This window comes from Natrarchaeobius chitinivorans, assembly GCF_003841505.1.
Taxonomy (GTDB): Archaea; Halobacteriota; Halobacteria; order Halobacteriales; family Natrialbaceae; genus Natrarchaeobius; species Natrarchaeobius chitinivorans.
Genome location: NZ_REGA01000030.1, coordinates 1 through 26,591 on the forward strand (window position 1 = coordinate 1; position 26,591 = coordinate 26,591).

Annotated in this window: 20 protein-coding genes and 2 pseudogenes; 12 read left to right on the plus strand and 10 right to left on the minus strand. The window is 58.0% G+C overall.

Annotated features, from left to right (window positions below):
* Window positions 1–221: 221 nt before the first annotated feature.
* The 3 genes from EA473_RS20950 to EA473_RS20960 form a co-directional block, all read right to left on the minus strand.
* Complete coding sequence (locus EA473_RS20950) at window positions 222–1,427, minus strand: ABC transporter substrate-binding protein (protein WP_165875353.1); 1,206 nt, start codon at window positions 1,425–1,427, stop codon at window positions 222–224.
* A gap of 137 nt (window positions 1,428–1,564) precedes the next feature.
* The gene (locus tag EA473_RS20955) at window positions 1,565–2,269 is read right to left on the minus strand and encodes an ABC transporter ATP-binding protein (RefSeq protein ID WP_124197570.1); all 705 of its coding nucleotides are present in this window, start codon (window positions 2,267–2,269) and stop codon (window positions 1,565–1,567) included.
* Window positions 2,269–2,994 (minus strand): ABC transporter ATP-binding protein, encoded by a 726-nt coding sequence (locus EA473_RS20960; RefSeq protein WP_124197571.1) that lies wholly within the window; start codon window positions 2,992–2,994, stop codon window positions 2,269–2,271. The genes EA473_RS20955 and EA473_RS20960 overlap by 1 nt, the downstream gene beginning before the upstream one ends.
* Before the next feature lie 192 nt (window positions 2,995–3,186).
* Between EA473_RS20960 and EA473_RS20965 the strand changes: the two genes are divergently transcribed.
* The 3 genes from EA473_RS20965 to EA473_RS20975 all read left to right on the plus strand — a co-directional run bounded on the left by EA473_RS20965 (window position 3,187) and on the right by EA473_RS20975 (window position 6,802).
* Window positions 3,187–4,116, plus strand: coding sequence for a branched-chain amino acid ABC transporter permease (locus EA473_RS20965; protein WP_207890226.1), 930 nt, complete (start codon window positions 3,187–3,189; stop codon window positions 4,114–4,116).
* Window positions 4,113–5,117: a branched-chain amino acid ABC transporter permease gene (locus EA473_RS20970; RefSeq protein WP_124197572.1), complete on the plus strand. Its 1,005-nt coding sequence runs from the start codon at window positions 4,113–4,115 to the stop codon at window positions 5,115–5,117. The genes EA473_RS20965 and EA473_RS20970 overlap by 4 nt, the downstream gene beginning before the upstream one ends.
* A gap of 89 nt (window positions 5,118–5,206) precedes the next feature.
* A complete protein-coding gene (locus EA473_RS20975) occupies window positions 5,207–6,802 on the plus strand; it encodes an amidase family protein (RefSeq protein ID WP_124197573.1) in 1,596 nt (531 codons plus the stop codon).
* A 461-nt stretch (window positions 6,803–7,263) separates the two neighbouring features.
* On the opposite strand, the gene EA473_RS20980 is transcribed toward EA473_RS20975, so the two are convergent.
* The 3 genes from EA473_RS20980 to EA473_RS20990 form a co-directional block, all read right to left on the minus strand.
* The gene (locus EA473_RS20980) at window positions 7,264–8,511 is read right to left on the minus strand and encodes a tyrosine-type recombinase/integrase (RefSeq protein WP_124197574.1); all 1,248 of its coding nucleotides are present in this window, start codon (window positions 8,509–8,511) and stop codon (window positions 7,264–7,266) included.
* 517 nt (window positions 8,512–9,028) lie between these two features.
* Complete coding sequence (locus EA473_RS20985; RefSeq protein WP_207890227.1) at window positions 9,029–10,237, minus strand: MFS transporter; 1,209 nt, start codon at window positions 10,235–10,237, stop codon at window positions 9,029–9,031.
* Window positions 10,238–10,536: 299 nt separating this feature from the next.
* A complete protein-coding gene (locus EA473_RS20990; protein ID WP_124197575.1) occupies window positions 10,537–11,634 on the minus strand; it encodes a Gfo/Idh/MocA family protein in 1,098 nt (365 codons plus the stop codon).
* A gap of 421 nt (window positions 11,635–12,055) precedes the next feature.
* Here EA473_RS20990 and EA473_RS20995 point away from each other — a divergent pair, with 421 nt between their 5' ends.
* The 3 genes and pseudogenes from EA473_RS20995 to EA473_RS21005 form a co-directional block, all read left to right on the plus strand.
* A complete protein-coding gene (locus EA473_RS20995) occupies window positions 12,056–12,631 on the plus strand; it encodes a PQQ-binding-like beta-propeller repeat protein (protein ID WP_124197576.1) in 576 nt (191 codons plus the stop codon).
* 104 nt (window positions 12,632–12,735) lie between these two features.
* Window positions 12,736–13,206, plus strand: coding sequence for a primase-like DNA-binding domain-containing protein (locus EA473_RS21000; protein ID WP_124197577.1), 471 nt, complete (start codon window positions 12,736–12,738; stop codon window positions 13,204–13,206).
* A gap of 272 nt (window positions 13,207–13,478) precedes the next feature.
* Window positions 13,479–14,399: pseudogene (locus EA473_RS21005) on the plus strand (phage NrS-1 polymerase family protein); the annotation flags it as partial.
* A gap of 68 nt (window positions 14,400–14,467) precedes the next feature.
* On the opposite strand, the pseudogene EA473_RS22925 reads toward EA473_RS21005, so the two are convergent.
* Window positions 14,468–14,796, minus strand: a pseudogene (locus EA473_RS22925) (type B DNA-directed DNA polymerase); the annotation flags it as partial.
* A gap of 217 nt (window positions 14,797–15,013) precedes the next feature.
* Between EA473_RS22925 and EA473_RS21015 the strand changes: the two are divergent.
* The 5 genes from EA473_RS21015 to EA473_RS21030 all read left to right on the plus strand — a co-directional run bounded on the left by EA473_RS21015 (window position 15,014) and on the right by EA473_RS21030 (window position 20,268).
* Window positions 15,014–16,429 carry an ATP-binding protein gene (locus EA473_RS21015; RefSeq protein WP_124197578.1) on the plus strand — a complete coding sequence of 472 codons (1,416 nt, stop codon included), beginning with the start codon at window positions 15,014–15,016 and terminating at the stop codon, window positions 16,427–16,429.
* Window positions 16,430–17,147: 718 nt separating this feature from the next.
* Window positions 17,148–17,276 carry a hypothetical protein gene (locus EA473_RS23130; protein ID WP_279387680.1) on the plus strand — a complete coding sequence of 43 codons (129 nt, stop codon included), beginning with the start codon at window positions 17,148–17,150 and terminating at the stop codon, window positions 17,274–17,276.
* A 320-nt stretch (window positions 17,277–17,596) separates the two neighbouring features.
* A complete protein-coding gene (locus tag EA473_RS21020) occupies window positions 17,597–18,469 on the plus strand; it encodes a universal stress protein (RefSeq protein ID WP_124197579.1) in 873 nt (290 codons plus the stop codon).
* Window positions 18,470–18,563: 94 nt separating this feature from the next.
* Window positions 18,564–19,481 carry an ABC transporter ATP-binding protein gene (locus tag EA473_RS21025; RefSeq protein ID WP_124197580.1) on the plus strand — a complete coding sequence of 306 codons (918 nt, stop codon included), beginning with the start codon at window positions 18,564–18,566 and terminating at the stop codon, window positions 19,479–19,481.
* 1 nt (window position 19,482) lies between these two features.
* The gene (locus EA473_RS21030) at window positions 19,483–20,268 is read left to right on the plus strand and encodes an ABC transporter permease subunit (RefSeq protein ID WP_124197581.1); all 786 of its coding nucleotides are present in this window, start codon (window positions 19,483–19,485) and stop codon (window positions 20,266–20,268) included.
* A 204-nt stretch (window positions 20,269–20,472) separates the two neighbouring features.
* On the opposite strand, the gene EA473_RS21035 is transcribed toward EA473_RS21030, so the two are convergent.
* The 3 genes from EA473_RS21035 to EA473_RS21045 form a co-directional block, all read right to left on the minus strand.
* On the minus strand, window positions 20,473–20,997 hold the full coding sequence (locus tag EA473_RS21035; protein ID WP_124197582.1) for an Lrp/AsnC family transcriptional regulator: 525 nt from the start codon (window positions 20,995–20,997) through the stop codon (window positions 20,473–20,475).
* Between the two features lie 375 nt (window positions 20,998–21,372).
* A complete protein-coding gene (locus EA473_RS21040; RefSeq protein ID WP_124197583.1) occupies window positions 21,373–22,854 on the minus strand; it encodes a CoA-acylating methylmalonate-semialdehyde dehydrogenase in 1,482 nt (493 codons plus the stop codon).
* A gap of 351 nt (window positions 22,855–23,205) precedes the next feature.
* Window positions 23,206–24,537, minus strand: a complete 1,332-nt coding sequence (locus EA473_RS21045; protein WP_124197584.1) for an aminotransferase family protein — start codon at window positions 24,535–24,537, stop codon at window positions 23,206–23,208.
* A 149-nt stretch (window positions 24,538–24,686) separates the two neighbouring features.
* Between EA473_RS21045 and EA473_RS21050 the strand changes: the two genes are divergently transcribed.
* Window positions 24,687–25,676, plus strand: coding sequence for an ornithine cyclodeaminase family protein (locus EA473_RS21050; RefSeq protein WP_124197585.1), 990 nt, complete (start codon window positions 24,687–24,689; stop codon window positions 25,674–25,676).
* Window positions 25,677–26,591: the final 915 nt, after the last annotated feature.

Consider the following 26,591-nt stretch of genomic DNA (forward strand, 5'->3'; position numbering starts at 1 on the left):
CTCGCCTGACGAGACGGGCTGGATCGCCCGGACTGATCAGCGATGGCTCTGGAACGGCGGCGCACTCACGACTGCGAGTGCGCCGCCTGTGACGGGAGACATAACGAAGAACCGGCTGGTTTGGTGGAACAGCAGCTATCTCGGTATGATAGCGGTCAGACTCGGTGCAATTTCGGCGTGGTCGCCGTCTCAGCCAGTCACTAAGCTAGAACGGATGACAGTCAATCCCAGTCGTCGGGATCTAGCGGATCGAGGGGATCGGTGACGAATTCGGTATTCAACCGCCACTCGCCGTCCGGATAGTAGTCGGGCGCTTCCGCTTCGAAGCTCACGTAGACTTGTCGAGCACCGTCGAGTTCACCCCATTCGGTGTACGACACTGGCGCGCTCCAGAGGCCATCGTACTCGATCTCGCGCATCTCGTCGGCGACGTCACCCGGGGCAGCCGACCCAGCGGACTCGATCGCCTCGGCGATCATCATAACGGTGCTGTACCCGGTAGCGATGTCAGTCGTCATGCGCTCGCCGGTTTCCTCGTTGTACTCCTCAGCGAGTTCGACGAAATCGTCGTCTTCGGGATCGATAAGACGCCAGTCGACAAGGTTCCCCTCGACCATGTCCTCACCGAGGGCATCCCAAAGGTTTTCACCCGGCTCGTTCGCCCCGGTGACCATCTCCGGGACTTGATCGAGTTCGATCAGATTGCTCACGATCGTCGGAGTCCCCATCGGATGTGATGAGGCGATCAACAGTTCGAGGTCATCGGGCATCGAACGGATGTACGGGGAGAAGTCGTCTTCGCCGGGTGGAGCCACCTCGATGTGGGTCTCTACGCCGTCCAACGGCTCAATGAACTCTGCGATCGCGTCTTCGATCGCTCGTCCCCACGCATAATCGGCGATGATTGCGCCTACCTGAGTAAACCCTTCGTCCTGAACTAGCTCCGCATCTGCCTCGATGCTCGCCGGCCCCGGCAACAGGTTCGTCCGAAAGGTGTACCGCGAGTCCCGGGTGAGGATCTGGTGATCCCCCGCCCGGTTGAGAAACAGCGGCACCTCCAATTCCTCTGCGGTTTGGGAAATACGCACCCCGACGTCGCTCGAAACTGGACCGATGACGGCCGAGACGTTTTCCTCTTCGACGAATCGCTGGAATAGCGTATCACCCTCTCGCGGATCGGATCCGGAGTCCTCGACATCGAGCTCGATCTCCCGATCGAGCACACCACCGTTCTCATTGAGTTTCTCGATTGCCCACTCCGCACCAGCGTTATTTTCCTCGCTTATCCGCGGGAATGCCCCGGTAAACTCCTGCAAGGAGCCAATCACGATCGGGCTCTCGTCTGTGCCACCTCCATCGTCGGTCCCGTCGTCCGTGGTATCACCATCATCGTCGTCGTCTCCACCTATACAACCCGCAAGCCCCACCGTGAAACCGGATGCACCAGTGATTTTCAGTGCATCTCGTCTCGAAATACGTTTCATTATTATGCCTCAGACGAGCTATATTGTAGGAAGCATATAAATCCTTGGGGAGAGGCCACACGATTATCAGGTCAGCCGGATCAGTCCTGGAGATAGGCTTTCTTGACGTGTTCGCTGTCCGCCAGTTCGTCGCCGCTCCCGGAAGTCACCATTCGCCCACCTTCGAGGAGATATGCCCGCTCCGCGAGATTCAGTGCGAGATCAACGTGTTGCTCGATCAAGAGTATCTTTGTATCCGAACTGATTTGATCGATCGTCTCGAAGACGCGATCGACAATCTTGGGTGCGAGACCCGAAGATGGTTCGTCGAGTGCGAGTATCTTTGGCCGAGCCATAAGACCACGACCAATTGCGACCATCTGCTGCTGGCCACCACTCAGGTTCTGAGCCTGCTGGTCCTGTTTTTCCTCGAGGACGGGGAACAACTCGAAAACCTCTCGTAAGGTTTCTTCTTGCTTATCGCGTGCGCGTTTTGGAAATGCACCCATTTCGAGGTTTTCCAGCACCGTCATCGCGGGAAAGAGGTTTCGCTCCTCGGGTACCTGTACGAATCCCAGGTCGACGATTTCGTGTTTCTTGAGGCTCGTCGCATCCTCTCCCATGATAGTAACACGGCCGTCATCTATCGATTTGATGCCGGAGATCGCGTTCAACGTCGTCGATTTACCCCCGCCGTTCGGGCCGATGATCGCGACGATATCTTCGTCCTCGCCGATCTCAAGTGAAACGTCCCAGACAACCTGTATGTCTCCGTATGAGACGTCGATATCTTCGACCCGGAGCATTATACTTCCTCCCCGAAATAGGCCGCCGAGACCTCATCGTTGGCTTTTATTTCTTCGACGGTTCCATCGGCGATCTTCGCTCCGTGGTGTAAAACGATGATTCGATCGACGTTCGACATGATTGCTTCCATAATGTGTTCAATCCAGAAAACCGAAACGTCGTATTCGTCGCGGAGTTGGACGATTTTATCGGACATTTCGCCGATTTCGGCGGGATTGAGTCCGCTTGCGACCTCGTCTAATAAAATCAGATCGGGATCGGTGGCGAGTGCCCGGGCCAATTCGACGTTCCGGCGGTTCGCGATCGTGAGGTTCTTTGTAAGGGTGTTTGCTTCCTCCTCGAGGCCGACGAATTCGATGTATTCGTAGGCCTCTTCGCGAGCCTGAGTCCTGGACATCGACTCTCCATCGCGTCCAAAGAGAGCGCCTGTGGTCACGTTATCCAGCACCGTGGTGTTGTTGAAGGTTCGGACGATTTGAAACGATCGTCCGATACCGAGTTTGCAAATTTCGTTGACAGGCTTGTCGCTGAGCGATACCCCGTTCATGCGCACTTCCCCCCCGTCGGGAGTGTAGACACCGTTGACACAATTAAAAAGCGTCGTCTTTCCCGCCCCGTTTGGCCCGAGGAGGCCGACGATTTCTCCCGATCCGATTTCGAAAGAGACCTCGTCGACCGCAGTAAGGTTGCCAAACTGCTTGGTTACGTCAGCCACTTCTAACATTGATCGTTGGTTATCGGCTGATCAGTATTAAAGATGTACGAATCGGAACCGGCACAAACCTGAATCAAGGGTCCAGCGCTGAATCGGAATTATCCTACGCCCGGTGTTCGCCACGAGAAGTTGCGTCGGTCAATGATGGCAGCGACCCACGACGTGGCGAATGATTTAATATCCGGGCATCAAGTTCTACGAATGACGCGTACAATCATGACAGAATATTTGTTATTAGAGGCCCTCGCGGCCGACCCTCTCCTCGCGGTTGGACAGTCCATCTCGGGGTACCTCGAAGTGGGTGTAGACGGCCTCGCCAGGGGATTCGTCTTCGCACTGTTGGGGGTTGGAATAACGCTCGTCTATGGGCTCGGAGAAGTATTAAACCTGGCCGCAGGATCGTTTGCGGTAGTAACTATACTGTTGACCATCATCGCGGTCGACTTTGGCGTGCCGCTGATTGGTGCAATCGCGATCGCATTGATCGGAATCGGGGTTATCGCCTTGCTAATCGATAAAGGACTCCTTTCTATCGTCTACCGCTCCGAAGATGGGGAACGAGTCCTCCTTGGAATTTTCACGACGCTCGGGGTGGCGATGGCAATCGACGGAATATTATTCAATTTCTTCACTGGTCGATACTCCGTGCCAATCAGCCTCGGTTCGATGGACATCGCTGGGCTCTCGGTTCGAACGGGTAACCTCATCATCATCTCTGTCTCGACGGTAACACTGGTCGGGCTGTTTTTGTTCTTCAGAGAAACCTTTACCGGAAAGGCAATGCGAACCATAACTCAGGACGAAGTCGGTGCGTTACACTGTGGTATCAACCCACGAAAGTTCCGCACCGTGATCTTCGTTATGAGCGCGGTCCTGATCGGCATGGCCGGTGTCCTCTATGGACTGTCGTCGTCGGTACAGGTGATTTCTGGCTTCGAACTCACCGTCTACGCACTGATCGTCTCAATCGTCGGTGGCGTCCGAAGCGTCTCGGGCACCATCCTGGCCGGGATTTTTCTCGGTCTGGTGTTGACCTACTCGACGTTCATTATCGGGGCGTATCAGGCGGTTTTGATCCTGTTCCTTGTCGCCGTCGGTGCGATGACGGTCCGTGGTGAGGTGGGACTATGATCGGTGTTCATCCCAACTATTACAAGATCGCCGCCGTCGGAATCGCCTTCGCGATCGCGCCGTTCGTCTTCACCGCCATGTACCAGCTCAGGTTCATGTCGATCATACTGGTGTTTGCCCTGTTCACGATGGGGTTGAACATCGCCTTCGGGCACACAAACCAGTTATTCCTGTTCGTCGGTGGACTGGCCGGGGTCGGCGGCTACGCGACGTCGTTACTCGCGATCAATTACGACATCACGCCCTGGGTGACCATCTTTGCCGGAGCGGTGATCGCGGGACTCATCGCCGTGATCGTCAGCTACGTCGCCGCTCGCCGAGACATGACGATTATGCTCATCGCTATCCTCACGATGACTCTTCAGCTCGCTTTCATCGAGTTCTTCGGGGGTGCTCGCTGGTTGACTCAGGGGACCACCGGGTACCAGGTTACCGGCCTCATCGAGGATCCGCACGTCTTCTATTACTTCCTGATCGCATTCTTGCTAGCCGTCATGCTTGGCTACCACTTTATGATCAACTCCCGGATGGGATTCGCATTCAACGCGATCCGAGAAGACGAACTGGCAGCCGAAGTTGTCGGCGTCGACGTCGTCAGGTACAAGGTCCTTGCCGGTTTCGTCACCGGAATGCTGATCGGGGTCGCTGGCGCGCTGTACGTCTACCTCGAGGGATTCATCCTCCCAGGCATGTTCCAATTCCAGCGGATCGACGTACTCGTTTTGATTATGGTCGTCCTCGGGGGCATGCGAACTATCCTCGGACCGGTCGTCGGTGCCGCTGCGGTGTTGGTGCTGGAGGAACTGGTTCGGGATTACGGCAGCGAACTCCTCGAAACGCTCGGGATCACCGCGATCACGGAACTACGATTGATCCTCTTCGGGAGTCTCCTGATCGTACTGTTCCTGTACACGAAAGAGGGCATCGTCCCGTGGATCGACGAACAAATCCACGAGCGTGATCTCAAGAGTAGAGTCCGGGGGCTCCGCGACGGTTCCTGAACCGCTCGGACCGGTTCGACATTCATCGAGTTCGATTTGGGTACACGCCACCAGTACGGTTAACTACTCTGTCTCGAGTGATTGTACCGATGCGAGATTCAAACGACAAACCAGAGGGCGCTGATCATAGGCCGAATACTGTTCCCCTCACCCCTCCCACGAAAGACAGGATACAGTCGCTCGCGTCGAGACACTTCCTCTCGCTCGAGGAGGACGAACTCGACGCTATGGTCGAGTTCCTGCCAACGATGCTCGGAGTGTACGAGCGTATCGACGAAGCCGCCGGCCACGCAGACGTATCGTTGACGCCTGAGTGCCGAAACCGGACAAGTACCATTCCGGATGACACGGCGGACCCCTACAACGCCTTCGTCCGACAGTGTACGATCGAGCACGAGCCGGACGCCGCGACGGACGACCGACCGCTTTCGGGGTGGGACGTCGGGGTCAAAGACAACATCGCTGTCGCCGATATTCCGATGCAGGCAGGGTCCGACGTGCTCGCAGGGTACGTCCCCGATCGGGACGCAACGGTCGTGACCCAACTGCTCGAAGCAGGGGCTACTGTTCGAGGTAAACTCACGATGGACGCCTTGGCAGTTGCGGGCAGCGGCGAACTTGCAGCTGAGGGCGTCGTCTCCAACCCTCGCAATCCTGCGTTTCTGGCTGGCGGATCATCGAGCGGTTCGGCCGCCGCAGTCGTCACCGACGCCGTCGACGTCGCGATCAGTACCGACCAGGGTGGATCGGGCCGCATTCCGGCCTCCTGGTCCGGTTGTGTGGGTCTGAAACCGAGCTACGGGCAGGTGCCGTTTACAGGCGCCATGTCACTTGGACACTCGCTCGATCACATCGGAATCATAGCGAGAACCGTCGACCGGTGTGCCCGCACCCTCGAGGTCGTCTCCGGATTCGATCCCGAGGACCCACGACAGCGGGCCGATCACGATACCGTCGATCTTGACCGAACGCAAGCCACTGGAGGGAAACCCGACGCACCCACGGTGGGCGTTCTCGAGGAAGGTTTCGACACGCCGTTTAGTGAGGAAACTGTCGACGACGCAGTGCGATCGGCGATGTCTTCCATCAATGCAGACACTTTGTCAGTGTCAATTCCACCTCATGAAACCGGGATGGACGTCTGGACTGCGATTGCGAACGGCGAGATCATTTCCCTGTTTCGTGATGAAGGGGTAATCCGCAGCGGTCCCGGCCGGTACGACGACCACTTCGCGGAGGCATTCTCCCGGTTGCGCCGCGAGCGCGGGGCGTCGATACAACCGCTCGTGAAGTACACACTCGTCCTCGGGGAATATCTCTCGGAAACCTACGGCTCTCGCCACTACATCCAGGCGAAACGACTGGCACGCGACCTCGGGACAGCCTACGCCGACGCGTTCGAAGACGTTGACGTGCTTGCGATGCCCACGACTCCCCACACTGCCCATCGGATCGAACCCGACCTATCGACTGCCGATAGGGTGCGCCGTGCGATCAGCATGGTGTACAACACGGCGCCGTTCAACGTCACTGGTCACCCGGCGCTATCGATCCCGTGTGCGACGGTAACCGAAGAAGAGTTACCGGTCGGAGTGATGCTCGTCGGTGCCCGCGGGGCCGACGAAACCCTGCTTGCAATAGGACGAGAGATCGAGGACCGACTCGACCCGTTCGACTCCGATTGAATGTGGTTGACTCTACGAACAACACAAGACACCGGAATATTGCTGGAGACCGGCGTCTTCAGGCCGCTGCAAGGGATCTATGGCCAAATTCGAGATCGTTTGTAGTGAGCACAGTTCGTGTGAAATGCCGTGTTTGAAGATGTTATCGACGAGTCGAAGTGCTTACCTGCATACTCGATACGACATCAAAAAGGTCCTCACCGAATACGGATGGTCCCAACCGCATTAGTAGCTACTGAACGTCAATGCACACCCGCTCGCACGAGGAGAGCGCGGTTCGGAGCAAACGGCGGGGGTAATGAGAAACGCGGAATGGCGAACGGCGACGACGGGAGACCAAGTGCAGCATGTGCGAAAACTGTGGGGTACTGGCGCACATATCGATATAGCCATAATAGGTTTAACGAACAGTTTAACGTCTCACCGCTCACTCTCGATACGGTAGAAGAGACTCGATTGCGTTAGGTACCGAAAGCCGCTGCGAGGCGTTCGCTCATCAGTTTTCGCCGACGCTTCCTGGCTTCGGCTTCACCGAGATAGTTCTCGACGACGACCCGTGCATCCGTACTTCCCTGTTCTTGGGCGATCCGTTCGACCTGTCTCGCGAGAGCCTGAACGGCGTCGAGATACGTCCGATACCAGAACCGACGACCGAGTTGTGGCGTCGGGACCTCTCCATCGACGCGGACCCCAGCATCCCGGGCCAGTCGTTTGAACCGGTTCGTCACCGTATCCGGCGAGATATGTCCCGATTGGGCTGCTCGTGAGGGAAACAGGAAGCCATTCCATTCCGCCTCGACTGCGAGTGTCGAAAGCCGATGTTCGAGGTCCTCGAGTCCGTACTGTATCGTCACCGATCCAGGCCCGTTCTTTCGATCAGCCCCGAACACGATCCGTGGATCGCCATCGGAGAGTACGAACTGATCGTGATGGAGCGAAGCAACCTCGCCACGGCGTAATCCCCACGCACACGTCGCGAGTACGAGCAAACGGTCTTCCAGACTGTCACACGCCGCGACGAGTTCCCGGACGTGCGCAGCCTGGAGCGACGAAAGGGAGCGATCGGCCCGATCAGGCGTCTCCCGGGTCCACTTTTCGTACACAGACTCCCGAAAATTGGCGACCGGATTGAACCTCGCGACGTTCCGGATCGTCCCCAGATACGTATAGAAGTCCTCGACGTCCGTGAGGTGGTGAAGCTTCGACTCTGGACTCCGCAATTCGTCGTCGAACTCGTCGAAAATCGCCATCGCTCGCGTGTTTTCTTCGGGTGCCAGATCCCGGTCTCGAGTCCGGGCGACCAAGTCTGCATCGTCGAAAAGATCGCGGTAGCGTCGCGCAAACCGGGCGAGTCGAGTCCGCTTCGACCGAACGGTGTGCTCGCTGAGACCCCGGCGGCGACGGACTGTCTCTAGATACCCTTCGAGCTCGTCGATCGTCGTCTCGTTTTGAATCCCCCAGCGATATTCCTCCGCCGAACGACGGTCGTCGTATCCAACCGTCTCGAGAAATTCGGACAGCGTCATATCGTGGTGACGACGGAGTGCATCCTGAATTCCTCCGTATCCGACCTCGAGAAGGTCGTCGTACCCGGGACGCTCCGCGAGGTCGTAGCCCTCGCGATGGAGTGTCGGTTCGATCGTGGTGTTCCAGAACGTCTGCAGTTCCTCGAGGGACCTGTGAGACCATCTGATGCGTGTATCGGACATGGTTAATCGATTCGATCGCCGCTCAGTGTGACCCGCTTCTCGTTCAACGCGGTCATTTTCACGGATATCAGTTGTAATGATAGTCACTAAAAAGTATCGTGTATTGCGTTGTCTGTAAGAGACAACCGAAATACACCGAATGTCGTGACGAGGTGGGCAGTATCTCATGAACCATATTTCGCTATATCAAATTCGCGAGGTTCGTTTCGTATACGTGTCGGCAAAATCGTAATTGCCGGCGTAAAAACGCCGTCGCGGGATCGGGCCCACGGCGGCTCAGTACATCGATTTCCAGCATGTTCGGTACCCGTGTCGGTAGTAGCCACTGCACGTCATCGCGCACTCCATCGCACGAAGAGACCGCGGTTCGAAGCGGGCGCGGTTCGGAGCGAGCGAAGTGTACGAGAACTGCGACAGCGAACGGGTAACGCAGTGATCCGTGAACTGTTCGATCAGTGTGGAAATAGTGCCAGTTGTTACTACATCCGTATCCTCACTCGAGTTCGAACGTGGAGACTCATCTGCGAAGCCTCACGTACGCGAGAGTTCCCCCGACGAGGACGACTGCGCCGGTAACGAAAAAAAGAGTACGATATCCGTCGAGGGTCGTTACGAAGAACGCTTCAGCCGCACCCGTAAATCCGACCGGTCCGAGCGTCTGGCCGATGCGTAGCATGCTGGTGCGCATCCCCATCACACCAGCACGAAGATCTTCGGAACTGTCCGTTATGAGCGTCGAATCGATCGACGGGAAGATGACGCCGAAGCCGACACCGAAGGCAAGCAAGGCAACCACGATGACCGCGATGGAGGACGTGACCCACAGGAGGAGAAAACCCGATCCGTAGGCAACGAAGCCCAGAGTCACCAGTTCTGGCCCCGTCCGAATTTGAGCGAGCCGCCCGTACTGCGAGGCGATCGTCGCCTCAGTCACCGCAATCGCGGCCAGGATCGGTCCGATCGTCCCCGGACCTAATCCGAACTCGTCGCTCAGTAGCAGTGGTAACGCGGTAATCACTCCCCCGTAGAAGACGAATACGGTAACAAACAGCGCGACAAATATCGCAAGGATACGGGGGAGCCGAGCGATAGCGAGGAGGCGATCGAGGTACGTCCGTACGTCCATCGCGTCCTCCCGTGTTGGCTCCTGGATCACTACTAGCGCTACCACCCCGACGAGCACGCCAACTCCGTAGAAGAGAAACGGAACGTACCAGGCGACGACTGCGAGAAGGCCGCCGACCAACGGAAAGAACGCCGCCCCGATCCCGATCATACTCCCGTTAATGCCGACGACTGCATCGAGTTGAGCACCCTCGTAGATGTCTCCGATGAGCGTAACAGCCAGCATGACGAGGGCGGTTGCACCGATCCCCTGACAGACCCGCAACACCAGTACGACGGTAAAGTCGGTCGTAAAGGCAATCGCGACCCCAGATACGCCAAATATCATAAGCAGGGGCACCAGAACTCGTTTCCGGCCGATTCGATCGGCGACTAACCCGATAACCGGTGTGAGGAAAATCCCCGGGAACGTAAACGCAGTAATGACGAGTCCGACCTGCGTATCCGCGACACCGAACGCGTGCCGGAGTTCCGGTAACACCGGACTGATGAGCGACACACCCATCACACCCATCAGCGAACTCGCGATGATAACGTGAAAGGTCCGCGAGTGCCACGGGATGAGTGCCCTGAGCGACTGTTCTCCTCGATTATCCGCCACAGGTATCGGTAGTTATAGAGAGCGGATATAAATGTCCATCTCTCCATCGAATCCCCGGATCTAACGCGTCCAGTTGAAGTTCGAGTGACACCCTCTGCTGGATTTACCCAGGCTTTCATACGGATTACTGTAACTGTTTACCGGCGCACCCGCGACCCGAGCGGCGGGTGCGCCGGCAAGGACTTACAGTAAACCGTATCAGCGTTCGACTTCTCCACCCACGTTCGGGGTCGGCAACGGAGACGGTAAAATACCCAGGCCCAGAGAAGGTAAACCACCCAGGCCAAACAAAGTCTGACCTACCAGGAAGTCACGCAGACGTCGCGAAGCGGCCGTGCCAGCGGGATATCGACCTGTCCACCGGTGTGATGTGACAGGTAAAACCCGATGATGATCTCGAGGGATCGAGTCGCCGCTTCGCCGGTCGACTCGTTTTCGGCAGTTCCGTCGAGGACGTCGACGATGTGCGAGGCTGCGTTTGCGAAGGCGTTCTGATAGTCCTCCTCCCAGGTCCAGGATCCCTCGATGCCGGGAAGCGGCTCTTCGACGTGGTCACCGTCCTCGAGTCGCCAGTAGCGCCACTCGCCGTCGTCGTTGTTCATGTAGAGCTTTCCCTCGCTCCCGATAAACTGCAACGTCATCGAGGAACTCTCCCGAGGGATCGTACAGTCGATGGTGACGAACGTCCCATCGTCCATCACGACGAAGCCGCCCCCGCCGGCGTCGTCGACCTGCTGGTTCGCCTCCAGACTGTCGACCGCTTCGTTTTCGCCCGTAATGTGTCCGGAGACGGTTTCCCCCCGTGAGTCGAGGAGGTAAACGAGCGTATCCAGGAGATGCGTCGAGTTACGGAGGAGCTCCATCCGGAACTGGGTGGCAACGGAGTGGACGTCGCCGAGGATCCGATCGTCCTGAATGAGGGTACGGAGCTGCCGAAGTTTATCAGTGAACCGGAACGAGTGATTCACCAGAAGTTCGGTGTCCGTCTCCGCACACGTATCGATCATTTCGCGGGCCGCAGTGACGTCGGATGCGATGGGTTTCTCACACCAGATCAGATCGGGATCTGCAGCCGAGCGGGCAGCATCCACAACGTGGCGATGGTGAAGATACGACGGTGTGCAAACGGAGACGACGTCCAGGTCCTCGCTCTCGAGCATTGCGTCGTGGCCGACGTATCGGCTGTCCGGGTCGATCTCCCACGCGGTGGCGAACCGCTCGAGTTTTTCCTCGTCGACGTCGGCGACGGCGACCAGTTCGATCTCGTCGTTGGCATCGAACCCGCCTGCGTGGCTGGCCTGAATCTTCTCTCGTCCGATCTTCCCCTCGTCGTGCATACCGAGGATGCCCATCCCAGCGATCCCCCCGGTGCCGATTATTCCTGCAGTGTACGTCATTGGATTCGATCACCGAAAGAAACGCGCTCAATCCCGTCGGGATTATTGTCAGATAACATGTCAACCATATTGTATTGTTCCGCATTGTCACCGCTTTCGTACCGAAACGTGAACGTCCACGAGTATAAATTCTCCCGAATCAGTCGGATTGCGGACTACAGCACTTCCACCGATGTACGATCAGTGTGTAAACAGATGCAGCGGTTACTATAGCAGAGGTAACATTTTCAGAACGTAGGTTATGTCATTGCATAGGTGAACCATGAGGCAGCCAAATAGAGGATAGACAACGTTCCGGTCGGATCCGCAGCGAACGGGCTACACCCCAACCACTGATCTCGTAGACCAGCCCGAGCTACGCTGGGAGAAAGATATCACATTCCTACTTTCGTGTCACTCATATGATAGTTCCGTATTCGCTTTGGACCCGACGGATCAAACCATCTACGCCGTCGATTTCACTGGCCAAACACGCTGGAGCTATTCGTTTGAGCGAGATCACGAGCCAGCTCTTACCCAGAATACGTATCTCGAGATAGACCCACTGACTGAGACGCTCGTTGCTAGCACTTCGGGACACGGAATTACCCGATTCGACCTCGACGGGACTCGAGAATGTGAATGGACGTTCAAAACGGGCATACGTGGGAGACAGCGGGGACTACTCGCATATAACGGTGTGCTCTATATAGTAACCACGTGGGGCCTCTATCGAGTCGATCTCGAAACTGGAGAGGTGACTCACCTTGTAGAGGTGGGAATTACCAGCCTGGCATTATATGACGGTGATTTACTCCTTAGTTCCGGACGGTATATATCCCGAGCCACTCCGGATGAGGGTGACGTGCTTTGGGAGTACACTGTTCCAAACGACGATTTTGGTGGCAGACTATCTACAGACTACGTCGGGATAGCTGGTCAGACCGCGTACGTAACGGTCGGCGACACGCTCGTTGCTATCGATGAGGAGACACAAACGAATTTGAGAATAGGCTAAATTGGAATTGGCTATTCTCACATTTGCTATTGGTTCCTAGTTCCGGCTACGATAGCGACGAGGTCTCATGTAGAGCTGTGGAATGTACCATAGCAAAGCAGTCGATGACGCTCGCGAGAGATGCGCCAGCGAGATCCAATACTATCTCTCGAATCGAAGAGTCGGATTCGCTGACCGCTGTCCGTTCACTCAGTTCCACTGGACAAGAACAGTCTGATGATTCCGCCTCGACTCCTGACTCAAAATCTGGGTGTGGGTCACCTACTCCTGATTCTTCAGAGAGTCTGTCTGAAGGCTGCTCATCAAATAGCTCACAGTGCGTGGATTTTGGGACCTTCGTCGAGGAGTGTCTCATCGAAAAGGAACACGCCGAAATCGCAAAAGATGGACTCTACAACGCCTATGAAGCATGGGCAGACGCACACGATCAAGAGGCGTATGCGAAATCCTGGTTCGGCCGGAAGCTGAGCGAGCATGTTTCGTATGATGAGTGTCGCCCAACACGAGACGACAAGCGTGTACGCCACTATACTGGTATTACACTGTCGTCCTATGGCCGAACCTTCCTCGAATAAGCTATGAGAGACACCATCATATATCGAGTAGATTCCATCTGCAACCACTGCCGTCCAGGCTTTCCGGAAATCGGAAGAATGCCTGGACGAGGATGTCCAGGGAAAAACTGCAAGACTGCGGTTGATGTCCAGGGAAATTCGGGGCCAAAACCGACTAGTATAGAGGAGGGTTACCCCGTCGGTCCTGGCATTCGAGAGCGACGAAGCGTTCACCCCCTCGAGTTTTTTCGACTCCTCGAGAGTCGGAGAGTCATCACCGATGGAGGTCGACCATGAGTGATCAGATAGCACGTGGGATCGATGTCGAAGCAATACCGGATACACTCGCTGAACGAACGCAGTGGATTTGCTGGCGAACGGAGGACCGCGACGGAAAGACAACGAAAGTACCAGCTGATCCGGAGTCTGGAAACTTTGCGTCGACGATGGACGACCGGACGTGGACTTCTCTTGAGCGGGCACTCGAGTACGCGGCGATTGGTACAGCCGATGGAGTTGGCTTCGTCTTCACGGCGACGGATCCGCTGGTCGGTGTGGACCTAGATGATTGCCGCGATCCTGAGACAGGCGAGCCACTCGAGCCGGCGTCGTCGATCATCGAACAGCTTGATTCGTTCACTGAGGTTTCGCCATCGTGAACGGGGTATCACGTACTCCTCGAGGGCGATCTTCCGGATGGTTGAAACCGACATGGCTCGATCGAGATGTACGACCAGGCTCGATTCTTTACGGTGACCGCAGACCACGTCGACGGAGCACCGGCGTCGATCAACGAACGACAGGAGGCACTCGAGGAGGTCCACGAGGAATTCGTCGCGTCCGAGGAGAGTGGCACGGCTGGCACTGTCGACGACGAGCCACCAAATACCGAGGCTCGTGATCAGCCACTGGAACTCGAGGATGAAGACCTCCTCGAGAAAGCACGCTCGGCGAGCAACGGAGAGAAGTTCGATCGACTATGGCGGGGATCAACAGCTGGCTACGACAGCCAGTCGGAAGCCGATATGGCGTTGTGCTGTTTACTGGCGTTCTGGACTGGTGGGGATCGTACACGGATCGACCGCCTGTTTCGGCAGTCGGGACTCATGCGCGAAAAGTGAGACGAGGTTCACTACGCGGAGGGATCAACATACGGTGAGAAAACGATCGAACGGGCTATCGGTGCAACGGACGAGTTCTACGATCCGTCGGCAACTGTCTCGGAAAAGACGACGGAAATTGGAGTCGGCTCTCCATTTGGGGACCATGTCCAGAACGCTGCTTCGAGGTCCTCGCGGTCATCGTCGTCGACGTCGGGGTTTGGGGTTACCCAGATGGAGTCGACGATGCCGTGGACGACCCGCCAGCCGCCGGCTTCCAGCCGCTGTTTCGCCGTCAGCAGTCTCTCGCGAGCGAATGCGTTAATCGCCTCGTGGCACTCGATGTGGCCGAATTTCGCATTGGTGAACCCTTGATATCCGAAGCAAGCGACGAGGATCCACTTTAGCGCTCCCGACAGTCCCTCGAGTTCCGCCAGTCGGTCCTCGTCGGGGTCGTCCTGATCCTTCTCGCGACGGATGGCCGCTTAATCTCGTCGCGTGCGTCGATGATCGTGCGGCCGGGCACGTTGTACCGCGCCGGGGAGTGACTGACGCGGCCATAGCTCGAGCTACCGTTCGCCGCGCGCTCGAGGCCGCCGGGGCCATTCTGGACCGTTGTCGCCGCAACTCCACCTTTGTCGTTAGGGCTCAAAATATTATAGTTTGAACTATAATAGTCTAGTTCCTAACTTCGGAGCACATATGTATCTCCCACAATAACTGGAGGTATGGACCAGTTCGTCAATCGGATCGATGAACTCGATCGGTTGCAGACCCTCTACGAGAGTGATACAGCAGAACTCGCAATCGTCTATGGGCGCCGGCAGATCGGCAAGAGCGAACTCGTCCGCCAATCGATTGCCGACCGCGACGATGCCGTGTACTATCAGGCAGTCCAAGGAACAGCGACGACACAGCTCAGGCGGTTCGTCGAGGCAGCAGCGACGACCTATCCAGATATCACGGCCGTCAAAGAGGAATGGGAACCGCTCTTAACGTACCTCACCGACAGAGACGCAGTCATCGTCATCGACGAATTTCCATACCTCATCGAATCGAACGAGGGGCTTCCATCGATCATTCAACACCTGTGGGATACAGCTGTCGACGAAAGCCAGGCAACGCTCGTACTCACAGGCTCTGCAATCGGCATGATTCATACCCACGTCCTCGATGGCGGTGCGCCACTCTACGGCCGCGTGTCACAGACACCAAATGGCCGCCTCGAACTCACCCAGCTGCCGTTTCGCTCCATTCAAGAGTTCGTGCCGACGTACGATCCCGAAGAACGGGTGTTCGTCTATGGCGTCTTCGGCGGCACACCCCGATATCTCAGCCCCCTCGATCCATCACAGGGCCTCGGAAAGAACATCACGCGGCTGCTGTTCGACCCGGATGGCCCACTCCACGACGAGCCCGAAACCGTCCTCCAGATGGAGCTCAACGAGGTGAACACGTATTTCTCCGTGCTGGAATCGATGGCCAGCGGGAACCGCAGTCGAAACGAGATTGCCCAGGGAGCCGGCATCGAGAGCACCAACACGTCGTACTACTTCGACCGGCTGGAAACGCTCCAAATCATCGAGAAACACCATCCGGCACTCGCCGATCCGGCGCGAAGCAAGCGGACTCGGTACCACATTCGGGATCCCGTATTCCGGTTTTACTTCCGGTATCTCTACGGCCGCGGGGGGCAGTACGAACTCTACGGCGAGAACGCCTACGCGGATCTCATCGAACCGGAATTGCCCGAATTCGTCAGCGAAACGTTCGAATCGCTCTGTCACCAGGCGATGCCGGCACTCTATGCAGACTACCAGCTTACGCAGGTGCCGAGCCAGTGGTGGTACAAGGGCCGGGAGGTAGACGTCGTCGCACCGACCGACGAATCGACGCTTATTGCTGGTGAAGCGAAATTCACCAGCGCTCCCCTCGGCTATGATGTGCTTTCGGGTCTCGAAGACGACGTGGAGCACATCGACTGGACGCCAACCACAGGTGGTAAGCCGACGTATGAATTCGCCTTATTCAGTCGTTCTGGGTTCAAACGCTCGGTCGAGGAAGCTGCAGACGAGCGTGATGACCTCCGCCTCTTCGATCTCTCCGATATCGTTGCCGTTCTCGAGAACGGAACCGCCAAGTGAACTACCCCATACTACTCGCTCACGGCTTGCGCCGTTCGCTCCTTGAGGGGAGTGCGGGACCCTCGGTTCCGCTGGCCATGCGAACGTATCCACCGATGAAAGCCCTCGGTCGCCCGCCGTCCCGCGACCACGCGAGACCACGTCTCACTTGCTCCCGTGAGCGGAGCGAGCGGGAACGCCGCTGTGCCCCTCGTGCCTGCGGTGCTTGCTGGATCGGGGGACGACGAGACAGCCTCGCCCTTTCTGAGTCCACCAGGGCGGTAGTTGTTGTACCGAGCGGTGTAAGCCGTTGGTCAGGTGGTTCGTAGCGGCCCGCCCCGCTCGGTCGCTACCGCCCTCCGCTTGCTCACGGCCCACTCCGTTCACCGTTCGCCTCGAGGCGCAACTGAGTACCCTCCCAAGCGTCGACCGACGAGCGAAACCATGCGGTGTGGTTCGATTCCGCTCGTCAGTTCAGGCTTGAGACGCCACTATAGTAGCCACTGCACGTCATTGCACACCCGATCGCGGGACAGATCGGCGATCGGTGTGTGAATCGTTTCAGTTGTTACTATAGTTCTGTCCGACAGTCTCAGGCTGAGACCGGGTCGACAAACCGAAGAAGAACGCTGGTATTTACCGTCTGCGTTGCGGGGGTCGTATCATGCAACCGAGATCGACCGACGTCACCGTTCTGTTTTACAATTATGCTATCGTACTGACTGCCGGCTATACTACTATGCAAATCGACATTGACAGCCGGTGGACACTCCTCGCCGTCGGGTTCGTGTTTGCCCTCTTCTGGACGGGATACTTCCGTATCAGTATTTTTCCGAAACTCGTCGAAGACGACGAAGAAGACGAATAAGGGTCCTTCCACACGTCATCCCTAGCCAACGAGCGTGAGTCGGAGACGTGACGATGGATTCCCCTTTCCGAGCATCACCACTTATGATAGGGTTATAAGTCCGACTATTATTGTAAATGGTCAGTTTCAGAGTCTACGAATGACCGATTCAGTTCGGGACCGGAATCGACCCTGCCGATCAGAACTCGGTTGGAACGAAAGAACGTCGACGGATTGCCGAGCCAGCGTAAGGAACGTCCCCGGTTTCGTCTACAAGCACTGGTCACTCGAGGCGACAGACACAAACGATTACAATGGATCCGGGCAAACATCGGACGTAAATGAACAACACGACGTCGACCGCCGACCGAACGATACTGGTTCCGATCGCAAACCCCGAAACGGCCGAGCGACAACTCGATACGGCTATCGACGTCGCAGTCGATCGCTCAGCGCGGATACTGCTCGTCTACGTCCTCGAGGTCCCGCCGCAACTGTCGTTACAGGACGGGCGTCGGTACCTGCTCGAGGACGAGGACGAACGACTTCTCGCGAACGCTGCAGAGCGCGTCGAGGCCGCGGGCGTGCCAGTCGATCACCGGATTCGTATCGCACGAAGAATCGCGACGGGAATCGTCGGTGCTGCGGACGCACACGACGCCGACACCGTCCTGATGGGGTGGCGAGGTCGACCGCCCCGGCAGGACGTCATCCTGGGAAGTCACGTCGACAGGGTGCTTCGGGATGCGGAGTGTGACGTACTCGTCAAACGGATCAAGACGGGTACCGAAGCTATCGACTCGATCCTCGTGCCGGTAGCGGGCGGCCCCCACGACGGACTCGCCGCGGAGACGGCCGCAGCGATCGCCCGCCAGAACGACGCCGCCGTCACCCTGTTGCACGTCCAGGAGTCGGACGATCCGGATCTCTCTCGAGAGCGGGCACGATCGCTCCTGTCGAAGACGGCCGACGAGTTCGACGGAGCGCGTTCGGTCGACACTCGACTTGTAGAGCGCGACGACGTCGCCGGGGCGATCACCGACCGGACGTCCGAACACGACGTGACGCTTCTGGGCGTCTCGCGGGGTGGCATCCTCCAGCGGCGGCTGCTCGGGACGGTTTCCGAAGCGGTCGGCAGACACGCTGCGGGAACGGTCGTTCTGGCAAAGCGATACGATCCCGTCCCCTCTCGTCTCCGCCGACTGCTTCCGTGACGAGACGGCAATGTGAGCCGACGATCGAGATCCAACACCGACGAGGGGCAAACGCAGGCGTACAGTAATGTGACAGCCGAACGCACAGTCAAGTATGGCAGCAATCGAACTCGAGGGGTTGACCAAGGACTACGGAGAGGTCCTTGCCGCCGACGATCTCACGTTCAGCGTCGATCACGGAGAGATCTTCGGGTACCTCGGACCGAACGGCGCGGGAAAGACGACGACGATCCGACTGCTGCTCGGGTTCATTTCGCCAACTGCCGGTTCGGCAACACTGCTCGGACGCGATGTCCGAGACAGACGGGCGCTTATCGAAGCCAAACGGCGGATCGGCTATCTTTCCGACGAACCGGGGTTTGACGAACAGGCGACGGGGGCGGAGATCCTCGACCTTCACGCGTCGATCAAAGGGGACACCCGTCGTGAGGAACTGCTGGAGTCATTCGATCCGCCTCTCGAGCGCCGAGTTCGGGAGTACTCCCGCGGCAACGTTCAGAAACTCGGAATCGTATCGACGTTCATGCACGATCCGGATCTCGTGATACTCGACGAACCGACGAGTGGGCTCGATCCCCTCATGAAACAGCGATTCGCCGACTTCCTCCGATCGGAACAGGAACGGGGCGTAACGGTGTTTTTCTCCTCGCACATCCTGAGCGAGGTCCGACGGCTCTGTGATCGGATCGGTATTATCCGCAACGGCCGTCTCGTCACGGTCGAGCCGATCGAGACACTGTTGACCCGGAGCGGAAAAGTCGTTCGTGTAGCCAGTGCGACGCCGATACCGGTCGAACGACTCGAGATCGATGGCGTCCACGACCTCGAAACGGGGACGCCAAAGCGGGCGAACGAGACCGTTCCCGACGGCGAATTCATCGAGTGTGCATTTACATTTACGGGGGACATCAACACGCTGCTCGCGCAACTCCAGGACTACGAGTTGATGGACGTATCGATCGAGGAAGCCCCGCTCGAGGACGTGTTTCTCCGATTCTACGGAGGGGAGTGAGATGCTCGAGTTTTTCCGCTATGACGCCCGAAAGCGGGTCAAGGGAAGCCTGTACCTATCGATCGGGATGGCGTTGTTGGCCGCGGTCGTCATCTGGGTCTTCCCCTCGTTTCGGGATACGTTCGAAGAGGACGAACTCCTCGAGGCGTACCCGGAAGCGATGCTTCAGTTGTTCGACGTCCAGACGATGGCCACACTCGAGGGGTTTCTCGCGTTCGAACTCTACGTCTTCGGCTGGACGATCTTGCTCGGACTCTACGTCGCGTACAGTGCGGCCGGCGTGATCGCAGACGACATCGATCGCGGCCGAATGGACACCCTGCTGGCGATGCCGGTATCCCGTGGGCGACTCCTCGCCGAAAAGTTCGCTGCCCTCTGCGTTCCGATCGTTACGGTGAACGTTCTCGTTTTGCCGGTCGTTCTCGGAGGGAGTCACCTCATCGACGAGTCGCTGCCAGTCGCCGACGTGGTCGCGGTCCACGCGCTGTCGATCCCGTACCTGTTCGCCTGTGGGGGTATCGGGATCCTCTGTTCGGTCGTCTTCGACCGATCGGCGATCGCTCAGCGCGTCGCCCTCGGCGGGACGTTCGGACTATTCTTGCTCGAGTCGCTGCTCGAGAACACCGACTACGAAGCGATCGGCGCTGTCGCACCGATGCGGTACTTCGATCCGAACGAGATCCTCCTCGAGGGGAGCTACGACCTCGTCGGTGCGGGCGGTCTCGTCGCGATGACGGTCGGGCTGGTTCTCATCAGTCAGATCTGGTTCACCCGGACGGATCTGTAACAGAAGCCGGAGTACTGTACCAAATCGGGGACCCACCCCCGGATCGTGACGACGCTGGGCGAGTACACCCGTTTGCGGTGTAAGAGACTATCGAGTATATTCACGGGGATGACGAATGTACCCCTCAGCGTGTGCAACGTTTCCGGAGTCAACTATGACAGGTTTATTATCGAAAGCTGAAAGTGATGTCCTTCCTATGAATGTTCATTCGGTTCCATCGCTGTCGGACGCATCCTGTGCATCGAGCAACTTCTCCTTCGTGTAATCCTGCAAATTGCTCACACTGACGTTCTCTTTGATCGTCGAAATCGCGAACTTCGAACTGGAGCGCTCGACGCCGTCGATCGACTCGAACTTCCCGATGAGTTCTTCGACGTCGTCTCGAGAGGAGAGTCTGGCGATGATGATGAAGTCCGTATCACCCATCGTAAAGTAGACCTGGTTGATGCCCTCGACTTCCCCCAGCTGTTTGCCGATCCGTTCGTGATATCCTTCGCCGTATTCGGCACGAATTTCGGAGATAACCGTGATCTCGAGGCCGAGTTTCTCCCGGTCGAGTTCGTAGAGGTCGTTCGTGAGAACGCCGTCGTCCTTGAGACTCTGAAGGCGGTAGTGGACGGTCGATTTCGGGATTCCCGTCGACTGGTGGATCGCCTCCGTACTGGGCGTTTGCTGTTCGGCTATCGCGAAGAGAATATCGATATCCCTCTTGTCCAGTGTCGGGCTCATACTACCGATAGCTTACCTCTGATTGCGACAACAGAAAGTCTATTCGGTACCGTGTTGGACGTGGTGAGTGGTCGGTTGTGGACTGGAAATCGTTCAGACTCCGCTTGCATCGTCGTCTGATGCGTCTCAATCTTCGGAAATGTTCGGATCTAGTATATGAGTTGTGATTGTCAATGGTCGGCGTTCTCGGGGTAATTGGGACGGGGAACGAGACGAGCCGGGTAGCGGGTCGACTGCGAGTGTCGACGTGCGATCGAGGCGCGTGATCAAAACGTGCGATCGAGACGTGAGCGACTACCGTATATCCCAATAGCGCAGCACGGTCAATCAGTCGGGTCACCCCATATAGAGCCGGGGAGACTACCGAACGGCAGCTTACGCGTCCGGCCACCGCTCGATGTAGATCGCTTTATCCGTATAAAAGTGGATCATGTCTTCGCCCTGGGCGTGAAGGTCGCCGAAGAACGACTCCTTCCAGCCGCCGAAGTGGAAAAACGCCATTGGGGCCGACGTACCGACGTTGACTCCGATGTTCCCGATCTCCGCGTCGTGACGGAACCGGCGAGCGTCCGCGCCGCTTGCAGTAAACAGGCTCGCCGCGTTTCCGAATCGACTGGCGTTCATCCGCTCGATCGCATCGTCGATCGACGCGACCGAATCCAGCGCGATCACCGGGCCGAAGATCTCCTCTCGAGAGACCTCCATGTCGGCGGAAACGTCGCCCAACACCGTCGGGCCGAGGAAATTACCGCCCTGACAGTCGTCGACGGTCACCTCTCGACCGTCGGAAAGCAACGTTGCACCCTCCTCGAGTGCGGTCTCGACGTGGTCACGAATGCGCTGTTCGTGTTCGTCGCTGATGATCGCGCCGATGTCCGTGTCGGGATCGAGTCCGTTGCCGACCGTCTGCCGGTCGGCTTCCGCGAGAATCAGCTCGGTGAACTCGTCGTAGACGGATTCGTCGATCAGAACGACGTCGTTGGCCAGACAGCGTTCCCCAGCACAGGCACACGCCGACGAGACGGTCTGTTCGGCCGCGAACTCGAGGTCGGCGGATTCCGTGACGACGACGTGGTTTTTCGCGCCGCCCTGAGCCTGAACCCGTTTGCCGTTTTCAGCCGCCCGCTCGTAGACGTGCTTTGCGATAGGAGTGCTGCCGACGAACGAGATGCCCTCGACGCCGTCGTGGTCGAGCAACGCATTGACCGTATCCGGGCCGCCGTGGAGCAGTTGAACGACGCCGTCCGGGAAGCCGGCCTCGTCGACGAGTTCGAACAGTCGCTGGGGAACGAGCGGATCCTGCTCGCTCGGTTTGAGAAGAAAGCTGTTCCCCGTCGCCACCGCGTACGGGAGAAACCAGAGCGGGATCATCCCCGGAAAGTTAAACGGAGTGATCGCCGCGAACGTGCCGAGCGGTTTCCGGACGGCGCTCTCGTCGATCTCCGGGGCGGCGTTTAGCAACGCACCACCTTGCATCATCGAGGGAATGCCACAGGCGACCTCGACGTTCTCGATCCCCCGGCGCAGTTCCCCTCGAGCCTCGGCGAGGGTTTTGCCGTGATCTCGGACGAGGATCTCCGCGAGTTCGTCCTGGTGGTCCTCGAGCAACGACTTCAGTTCGAACAGGGGCTGAATGCGTTCTTCGACCGGGAGGGCGGACCACTCTTCGAAGGCGTCGTTCGCCACGCGAACGGCGGAATCGACGTCGTCCGAGGAACTGAACGGAACCGTCGCCAGCGTCTCGCCCGTCGCTGGGTTGGTCGTAACGATATCCCCCTCGCCCTCGGGCGATACCCACTCACCGTCGACGTAGTTGCGAACCGCTTCGGATTGGTCTACAGATTCGAGCGTCTCCATAAGAGACGTATTCCGGCGATCGAACTAAAAGCTTCGGAATTGAGAATCTAAATCCGAGGATAGTGGTTGATCCTAGATGCAGTCCAACATATGCCCCACATTTCGTGTTTAGTCCAGGGAGGGGAGAGCCAGCATCGCAAGACGAAACACAGGGGCCCACACCAAAAACACCGGGAGAACCAACCACATCGGCTACACCGGCCATACAACTGGAACCGAACTGACCGCGGACGAGCGCCGCCGGTCGGACCGGACTCGAGTGGAAAACTCGTACGGATTACTGTCACGATTTACCGGCCCAACCGTCGCCCGGGTCGCGGTTGCGTCGGAAATGACGTACAGTAAACCGTATCAGCCGAACACCTCGTCGATGGCGGCGTCGAGGACCGACAGTGCGTCCTCGAGTTGATCCGAATCGATGCAAAGCGGCGGGCTGAGAAGGACCTGGACGTCCGGTCGACCGCTGCCGAAGAGCACCCCGTTCTCCGCGGCGATTTCGCGAACGCGCTCAGCCGGGTTGTCGCCGGAGTCGACCCGCGGATCGAAGTACGGCTCACCCGTTTCGGGATCGGTGAACTCGACGCTCCACAGGAAGCCCCGACCGTGGACGGATCCGACTGCCTCGTGGCGGCGCTCGATCGCCTCGAGCCCCTCGCGGAACTCGCCCTCGAGCGTCCGGACGTTGTCGATCAATCCGTCCTCGTAGGCGTCCATCGCCCCGAGACCCGCTGCACAGCCGATGGGGTGTCCAGCGAACGTCTGCCCGACTTCGATGCCGGTTTCGTTCAACCAGTCGCCGATCTCGTCGCTCGCGAGAACGCCCGCAAGTGGGACGTACGCACTCGTGACGCCTTTCGCGAACGTGATCATATCCGGCTCGACGCCCTCGGTCTGGATACCGAACCAGTCTCCGCATCGGCCGAAGCCGGCGATGACTTCGTCGGAGATCAACAGGATGTCGTACTCGTCACAGAGTTCCCTGACGCGTTCGAAGTAGCCGGGTGGTGCCGGATACGCGCCACTCGTCCCGGCGATCGGTTCGGTCAGTATCGCCGCGATCGAGTCCGGCCCCTCGTTGCGAATCACGAACTCGAGGTGTTCGGCGGCTTGCCGACCGATCTCTTCGGGGGTATCGCCATCGAAGGGCGATCGATGAACGAGCGGTGGAAGGAACTTTCCGACGCCGGTTACCGCGGCGTGGCGCTCGACGACGGATCTGGTTTCTGGATCGCCAGTCAACCCCGCGGCACCGTAGGTCGACCCGTGATACGATCGCCATCGCGTGAGCACTTTCTGAGAGCCAGTGTACTCGCGAGCGATCTGTATCGCCGACTCGTTCGCCTCACTTCCGGAGATCGAAAAGAAGACGTCCGAGAGCGAATCGGGTGCGACGTCGGCGAGGCGGTTCGCCAGTTCGTTCCGCGTCGCGTTTCGCTTAGACGAGGAAACGTACGGGATTCGGTTCGCCTGTTCGGTCATCTTCTCGATGATCCGCTGGTCGTCGTGACCCGCGTTGACGCAGTACAGCTGGGCCAGGAAATCGAGATACTCGTTTTCGGCTTCGTCGTAGACGTACGCGCCGGATCCGTCGACGAGCGAGATCGGTTCGTCGTCCGGTCCGTACCAGTGAGGGATGGAAGCGGCTGACGAGCCACGTTGATCGGGCTCCGAATTGAGCGACATACAGGGAGGTTGCAACATAATAGCATAAAGTTTTCCCTGAGACGTGTTTTCTGAATTGTGTTCGTAAGTTCCCCGTTCGTTCGAACGGAAGGTAGGACAATATTGCCGGTTCGGTTGTTGTTATATTGTCGCTTTTTATCTCACTGTATATGACAGTACGTCTGCTTCCGAGCGACGTCGTCGCGGAAAGTGCACCGATGGTCGACGTGATTTCGGCAGTCGAAGACGCCTTCGACGCCTACGAACGCGGAAGAGTACAGATGCCCGCGAAGTCCTACGTCACGCTCGATCAGTACGAGGGTGATTTCCGCTCGATGCCCGCCTACATCGATGCCGGCGACTGGGACGGGGCGGGGATCAAGTGGGTCAACGTTCACCCGAGAAACCCCGACAAACACGACCTCCCGACCGTGATGGGGACGATGATTTACTCCGATCCGGAAACCGCACTGCCACTGGCGTTTCTGGACGGAACGTCGGTCACGATGAAGCGCACGGGTGCTGCGGCGGCCGTCGCGACCGACCACCTCGCGGTCGAGGACGCGAGTACGCTCGGCATCGTCGGTGCCGGCATTCAGTCGTACACCCAGGTGGATGCGATCACTGAGGTCCGGCCGATCCGGGAAATCGTCGTCGCCGATCCGGACGACGACCGCGTCGACGAGTTCGTCGATACCTACGACGAGGAGTTCGACGTGAAGCGAGGATCGACGAGCGAAGCCGCATCGGCCGACGTCCTCTCTACTGTCACACCCGTCAGAGAACCGATCGTCTCCCTCGAGGACGTCGGCGAGCGAACGCACATCAATGCGATGGGGGCCGACGCGGAGGGAAAACAGGAACTCGAGACCGACATCCCCCTCGAGTCGACGTTGGTCATCGACGATCACGCCCAGACAACCCACTCGGGGGAGATCAACGTTCCCTACTCGAGGGGCGATCTCACCGACGACGATATCTACGCCGAACTTGGCGAAATCGTCGCCGGCGTGAAAGCCGGCCGTGAAACGCGCGACGGAATCACGGTCTTCGACAGTACCGGATTGGCGATTCAGGACGTCGCAACCGCCCACGTCGTCTACGAGACTGCAGTCGAAAACGGTGACGGGACAGAACTCGACCTGTTGAATCTGTCGTAACCGAATTCGGCGGTCGAAAGTGGTGACGACGAATCCGCTCCGGCGATCGTACTCGGCTATTTCCCGGATAGAACCGGATTTCGTCCCCCAAATGGGAGTACCGCAGCGGCCGGGTTCTCGAGGGGAAGCCTTTCCATTCGTAAACCGGGAACATCGCCAGATTATACTCTAGCTAAGTTTGTCCGGCTGGGTTGGACTGCGTCCAAAAAATATATTTATTTCCGGCCATGATTCGTGCATGGCGAGAAACAGAAGATATTACACCCGTACACCTGTAAATTATTGGGCGCGAGAGAGTGAGCTACGAGAGGAGAATCGGCGGGAGTCGCCACGACGCCACCGTCCGACAGTCACCGCTCAGGGACATACCCTCGAGCGAGGGACGGAGGAATCGGTGACGAAACCGACCGCCGGTCCGATCGCCGGTCGACACTGCAAAGCTCCGAAGGCGGCGATATGGCATCGGGCCGGCTGTGTCATCACTCGGAGAGACGATGTGAGAAAAATCGGCCGCTTCGATCCGAACGACTGCGTAAGCCGAGGGAGTCGCCAGTGGCGTTCCCAACCCCAAACCAATGAGCGAAATCGGACCATACCGCAATATTTCGCTCATCAGTCGACGCTTTGAACGGTACTAGTATCGTTCCAACCATCGGCTGATGGGCGAAATCGGACCACACCGCATGATTTCGCTCATCAGTTCAGGCTTGGGACGCCACTAGTGCACTTGCAAGCGTCGACTGCTTAGCTTATCTCTTCTGAGCACCTCTCTATAGGGATGGGACGGAAAAAGCACATCGTCAACCTCTCTGACAAGGAACGAAGCGAACTTGAGGCGATTATCTCGACGGGTGAACATAGAGCAGAGGATATCACCCGCGCACGAATCCTGCTAAAGGCTGACGAGGGGCTCAC